This is a genomic window from Fibrobacter sp. UBA3629 (assembly GCF_002374005.1).
In the GTDB taxonomy this organism is placed as follows: Bacteria; Fibrobacterota; Fibrobacteria; order Fibrobacterales; family Fibrobacteraceae; genus Fibrobacter.
Genome location: NZ_DFLC01000005.1, coordinates 75013 through 80852, shown reverse-complemented (window position 1 = coordinate 80852; position 5840 = coordinate 75013). Strand labels below are relative to the sequence as shown.

General features: G+C 55.1%; 6 protein-coding genes. 1 reads left to right on the top strand and 5 read right to left on the bottom strand.

From position 1 onward, the window contains the following. The 5 genes from B2310_RS01190 to B2310_RS01170 form a co-directional block, all read right to left on the bottom strand. Positions 1–569, bottom strand: a 569-nt coding sequence (locus B2310_RS01190; RefSeq protein WP_290728087.1) for a V-type ATP synthase subunit D, incomplete at its 3' end; no start/stop codon positions are given. A gap of 1 nt (position 570) precedes the next feature. Further along, a complete protein-coding gene (locus B2310_RS01185; protein ID WP_088656831.1) occupies positions 571–1872 on the bottom strand; it encodes a V-type ATP synthase subunit B in 1302 nt (433 codons plus the stop codon). Then, positions 1865–3622: a V-type ATP synthase subunit A gene (locus B2310_RS01180; RefSeq protein ID WP_088656979.1), complete on the bottom strand. Its 1758-nt coding sequence runs from the start codon at positions 3620–3622 to the stop codon at positions 1865–1867. The genes B2310_RS01185 and B2310_RS01180 overlap by 8 nt, the downstream gene beginning before the upstream one ends. Before the next feature lie 17 nt (positions 3623–3639). Next, positions 3640–4197, bottom strand: coding sequence for a DUF2764 family protein (locus tag B2310_RS01175; protein WP_073054009.1), 558 nt, complete (start codon positions 4195–4197; stop codon positions 3640–3642). A gap of 12 nt (positions 4198–4209) precedes the next feature. Then, positions 4210–4812 (bottom strand): ATPase, encoded by a 603-nt coding sequence (locus B2310_RS01170; protein ID WP_088627877.1) that lies wholly within the window; start codon positions 4810–4812, stop codon positions 4210–4212. Positions 4813–5148: 336 nt separating this feature from the next. Between B2310_RS01170 and proS the strand changes: the two genes are divergently transcribed. Further along, on the top strand, positions 5149–5840 hold a 692-nt coding region (gene proS, locus B2310_RS01165; protein ID WP_290728082.1), incomplete at its 3' end, for a proline--tRNA ligase.

Here is a 5840-nt window from a genome sequence, read left to right as displayed (position 1 = left end):
GCAAGCTTGCTGCGGGCAACGCCACTGGTCTGCTGGTCGCCCAGGAAGATGTTGATGACGCGGATATTTTCCTTCGCCTCGGGAATCTTCACCTTTTCGAACAGGTTCACGCGCTGGCTCGTGGTACGCAGTTCCTTGGAGAGGAGCTCGTACTGACGCTCGAGCACGCGACGTTCCAGACGCAGCGAAATCAGGCCCTGAAGGCTTCTGATACCGTCGTCCAGCCACACGGGCGTGGTGAAGAAATCCGGAATGGCGATATTAAAGTCTACCCCGTCGTATGTCGGAATCTTCACGCCGGCGATGTTGCCTTCGCCCTGGCGCACTTCCTTCACCGACAGGTACTTTGACCATTCGATGGGTTCGGCAAACAGCGAAATCCAGGAAGCCATGCTCTTGCGGAGCTTGTCCTCCTCTTCTCGCTTAGCCATCACCCTCTCCTGGAGCGTGCGCATTTCCATCTGCAGCTGCTGCTTTTTCAACAGCAACGTCGGCAGATAGCGCTGGAAGCGCTTCAATGCGTCGCGTTCCGCCTTGAGGGCGTTTTTAGTTAACTTGACCTTCGCCATATTACCCCTTCTTGGGCCAATATTCGTTGATCATCTTGGTCGGAATACCCGTTTCTTCGGGTGCGAAACAGTCGGCAAGGATTTCCCAGCCAAGGTCCAGAGCCTTTTCGAGCGGAATGTTGACGGAAAGGTCCATCATTTCGCTTTCGAAACGCTGGCCATACTTCAACAGTTTCTGGTCCCAGTTACTCATGTTGAAGCCCATGGACTGCTTTTCCAAAGTTTCCTTGTAGCTTGCGTACAGCTGGATCATGGTGTTCATGATGGTACGGTGGTCGCTACGGGTCTTGCCGTTCACCTGCTGTTTCAAACGAGACAGAGAACCGAACGGTTCGATGCGGCCCTTACGCAGGTAGAACTGACCTTCGGTAATGTAACCGGTGTTGTCCGGAACCGGGTGGGTCACGTCGTCACCAGGCATGGTCGTCACAGCCAGAATAGTGATGGAGCCAGAACCTTCGAAGTCCACAGCCTTTTCGTAACGGCTGGCAAGCTGAGAGTAAAGGTCGCCAGGATAACCACGGTTCGACGGAATCTGTTCCATCGTAATGGCGATTTCCTTCATGGCGTCGGCAAAGTTCGTCATGTCGGTAAGGAGCACGAGCACGTTCTTGCCTTCGGTGGCGAACTTTTCAGCCACGGCAAGCGATGCATCCGGCACGAGCAAGCATTCCACGATCGGGTCAGAGGCGGTGTGCATGAACATCACCGTACGGCTAAGGGCACCGTTCTTTTCGAGGAAGTCCTTCAGGTACAGGTAGTCGTCGTGCTTCAGGCCCATGCCGCCGAGAACAATCACGTCCACTTCGGCCTGCAAGGCGATGCGGGCCAAAAGTTCGTTGTAAGGTTCACCGGCAATGGAGAAAATCGGGAGCTTCTGCGAAACCACGAGCGTGTTGAACACGTCGATCATCGGGATACCCGTACGCACCATCGTCTTCGGGATGATACGCTTGGCAGGGTTCACAGAGGGGCCGCCGATAGTAATGCGTTCGCCGTCCACTTCGGGGCCGTTGTCGCGGGGCTTACCGGCACCGTTAAACACGCGGCCAAGCAAAGCTTCGCTGTACGGGACCTTCATCGGTTCGCCGAGGAAGCGCACTTCGGAGTCGGTGGAAATACCGCGGGCACCTGCGAACACCTGCAAGTCCACCATGTCGCCGTCAATACGGATCACGCGGGCAAGGGATGTTCCGAACGAGCTTGTCACCTGGGCAAGTTCCTGGTTTGCTACACCTTCGGCGCGGAGCGTAATCACGGAACCGGCGATGCGTTCAATACGATGGTATGCCACATTATGCATTAGCGGAAACCTCCTTCACGGAAGCGAAAATACTTTGTTCAAGGTCCTTGAATTCCTGGGAATCGAACTTGACGCGGTTCCAGTCCTTCGTCGATTGAGTGAGCTTGAGGAAGAACGTACGGGCGACGTCCTTCTCGCTGAACTTCATCGGGGTCTTGAGGATAGTGTAAACCTTGTCGAACACGTACTTCTGGCGTTCGGCGGAGCAGGCGGCGTCGATTTCGTTATAGGCGTCCTGCTGCAGGTAAACGGAGTCCAGGTATTCGGACTTCAGGTAAATCACGAAGTCATCGATAGAGGTACCTTCTTCGCCCACCACCTTCATCATGTTGTTCACGTCCACGCCGCTTGCGAGGATGTGACGGGCTTCGGCAACCTTCTTGCTGTCGATAATGCCTTCGTACTTGGACCAGGAATCCAGCGGGTGGATTGCCGGGAAGCGGCGCTGGTCGGAACGTTCACGGCTAAGGCCGAGGAATGCGCCCACCACCTTCAGGGTTGCCTGGGTCACCGGTTCTTCGAAGTTACCACCTGCAGGCGACACGGAACCGCAAATCGTCACGGAACCGGTAGAACCGTCCTTCAGGCGAACCACACCACCGCGTTCATAGAAGGCGGCAATCACGGATTCGAGGTAGGCCGGGAAGGCTTCTTCGCCCGGAATTTCTTCCAGACGGCCGCTCATTTCACGCAGAGCCTGTGCCCAACGGGAAGTGGAGTCAGCCAAGAGGAGCACGTTCAGGCCCATCTGGCGGTAGTATTCGGCGAGAGTCACGCCCGTGTACACGGAAGCTTCACGAGCAGCCACCGGCATCGAAGACGTGTTACAAATAATCAGCGTACGTTCCATCAGGGACTTGCCGGTACGCGGGTCAATCAGTTCAGGGAATTCGCGGAGGGTTTCCACCACTTCACCTGCACGTTCACCGCAAGCGGCCAAGATCACGATATCCACGTCGGCGTAACGGCTCATGAGCTGCTGGAGCACCGTCTTGCCGGCACCGAACGGGCCCGGCGTACAGAACGTACCGCCCTGCATCACGGGGAAGAACGTATCGATAATGCGCTGCTGCATGGTCAAAGGCTTGCTCGGGCGCAGGCGTTCTTCGTAGGCCTTGATTGGCATCTTCACCGGCCAGGTCTGCACCATCGTCACGTCCTGGGTTTCGCCGTGAGCGTTCTTGAGCTTTGCAACAACAGTTTCTACAGTGAATTCACCAGCGGCAGAGACCGATTCCACGGTCCACTTGCCCAGCAGGCGGAACGGCACCATGATGCGGTGCGTGAACACGCCTTCGGGCACGGTGCCGAGCGTATCGCCCGCGACCACCACATCGCCCGCCTTCGCGACCGGGGTAAACGCCCACTTCTTGTCGCGCGGGAGCGCCTTCAAATACTTACCGCGCTGCAGGAAGAAGCCGCATTCTTCGGCAAGCTTCGGGAGCGGGTTCTGCAGACCGTCAAAGACCTGGGTCAAGAGGCCGGGGCCAAGTTCTACGGACAAAAGTTCGCCGGTGAATTCCACCTCGTCACCCGTCTTTAAACCCGTGGTGTCTTCGAACACCTGGAGTTCGGCGTAGTCACCGCGGATACGGATGACTTCGCTCTTGAGGGGGATGACTTCGGACTTGCCGTCCTTGTTTTTCTGAGTAAGCTTGGCATACGCCACTTCGTTCTGGGACACGGCGCTTTCGAACTTGACGCGAATCAGGTTACCGTTGACGCCGATGATTTTTCCGATACTAGCCATTGAAAATGGACCTCCGGTCATTCCTGTGCCGCCGCAGAGGCGTATGCAGGATCGTTTGCATTAATAACATTCAACACGGCAGCGTCGCCCGCTTGTTCGGAGAGGCGCGCCCAACGTTCACAAATCTTCAGTTTGATCGCATAAGCGTAAACATGCTTGACGGTACCCTCGCCCACACCTGCAAGCGAGTCCACAAGCCAGAAACGGGCCTTGTCGATATCCTGCTCTTTTTCCATAGGATTCGACTTGGCAAACGCATCTTGAATCATCTTGGCAAAGGCGACATCGTAACCCGGGAAGGACTTTTCCGTAAAACGGATATCGGGCCCCCATGCACTTGCACGGAGCCTGCCCGAAACGTTCTTCATCTGGATTTCGTGGGCCTTGTAGGCGCGCACGAACTCGTCGTCGCACTCTTCGCATTCACCGTCATCTAAAAGCGCGTCCAGAGCCGCAATTTCCGACTCGGACAGCACGCCGATGCAGCGGTGGCGAAAATCTTCCATACTGAGCGGGGCCGGATCGCCGAACTCAATCATCGGAAGAGATGCCATCAAGTAAGAAGGACTGCTCATCAAGTACCCGCGTTACTTCGCCTGTGCGGCAGCGTTTACCACTCTGGCAAGTTGCGGACGGAGCAGGGCCGAAAGAGCGTCGGCCATTGCAGCTTCTGTAAATTCGTGGGTGACCTTGCCGCCATCGAGCTTGATGCGGAAGCCGAACTTGACACCCTTGTCGCTTTCGACCTTCACGCCGGCGGAAAGCTGCTTCTTGAACTCGCCCATCACAAAGGAGCTGAGCTTACGGGCATCGGCGTCGGAGAAATCCACCTCGATGTCGGAGGTATAGGACTTGGCTACCGTGAGAAGCATGCTCTTGACGGTGGATTCGTCCAAGGACTTTTCCACCTCGAGGTTCAACAGGTCCATAATCATCTTTTCGAGATTCTTGCCTACCGAAAGCAAAAGGTCGCGGGCGGACTGTTCAAGGGTGCGTTCGCTACGTTCCGTGAACGCTTCGGCGTCCTTGTCGGCCTTTTCCAGACGGGCGGACGCTTCGGCCTCGGCAGCCTTCACGATATCGGCCGCCTTTTCCTTGGCCTTGGCAATGATAGCCGCCGCCTCGTTTTCTGCTTTATCGACAGCATCTTTCTGGATGCGTTCCATAAGGTATTGCAAGTCTTCTGCCATATATATCTCCAAATTACGCTCCGGATTGGGATTACACGACAAAAAACGGCCCTGCTAGCCCTAATCCAGAAAATTTCGATAGTAATATATATGCTATTTTCGCAAAAAAATACCAAATTCTGCAAATTTTTTGAAAAAAAAGACGAAATGGTGCTTTTTGGCGATAAAAAGCGCTTTTTGATGTAAAATTCAGTTTACAAACATTCTTGCACCCATTCCGCCCTCCTTTTCAATCATCTTTTCTTGACATTGGAAGAAATCGGACGACCACGTTTCATTTTTCTATCTTTCCCCTCCGAAATTATACGGCGGCAGGCCCGCCAAAAAGGACAAAAAATGAAACTCTCGAAGTACTTCTATGTGACGCTCCGCGAAACGCCCAGCGATGCCACCATGCCCTCCCACATCTTCCTCATGCGCGGCGGTTACATCAAGCCCGTCTCTACCGGTATCTACTCCATGATGCCGATGGGTTTCCGCGTAATCCAGAAGATCGTGAACATCATCCGCGAAGAAATGAACAAGATTGGCGGTATCGAAGTGGACCTGCCGGTGGTGCAGACCGCTGAACTCTGGAGCGAATCTGGCCGTTACCAGGCCATCGGCGAAGAACTGCTGCGCTTCAAGGATCGCAACAACCACAACATGGTGCTTGCCATGACTCACGAAGAGGCCATGACCGACCTCGTACGCTACGTGCTCAACAGCTACAAGCAGCTGCCGGTGATGCTCTACCAGTTCAAGACCAAGTACCGCGACGAAGCCCGCGCCCGCGGCGGCCTTATCCGCGTCCGCGAATTCCTGATGAAGGATGCATACAGCTTCCACACCAGTCAGGAAGACCTGGACCGTCACTACCAGGAAGAATACGACGCCTACCTGCGCATCTACCGTCGCGTGGGCATTGAACCGGTGGTGGTGCAGAGCGATACCGGCATCATGGGCGGTAAGGTCGCTCACGAATTCATGCTGGATACTCCGAACGGCGAAGATTACTTGATTCTTTGTAAGAAGTGCGGCTACCAGGC

What these genes read in the sequence shown, in the direction of transcription:
- B2310_RS01170 (WP_088627877.1), bottom strand. Translation starts at nt 4,812, where the DNA reads ATGGCAGAAGACTTGCAATACCTTATGGAACGCATCCAGAAAGATGCT.
- B2310_RS01180 (WP_088656979.1), bottom strand. Translation starts at nt 3,622, where the DNA reads ATGGCTAGTATCGGAAAAATCATCGGCGTCAACGGTAACCTGATTCGC.
- B2310_RS01175 (WP_073054009.1), bottom strand. Translation starts at nt 4,197, where the DNA reads ATGAGCAGTCCTTCTTACTTGATGGCATCTCTTCCGATGATTGAGTTC.
- B2310_RS01185 (WP_088656831.1), bottom strand. Translation starts at nt 1,872, where the DNA reads ATGCATAATGTGGCATACCATCGTATTGAACGCATCGCCGGTTCCGTG.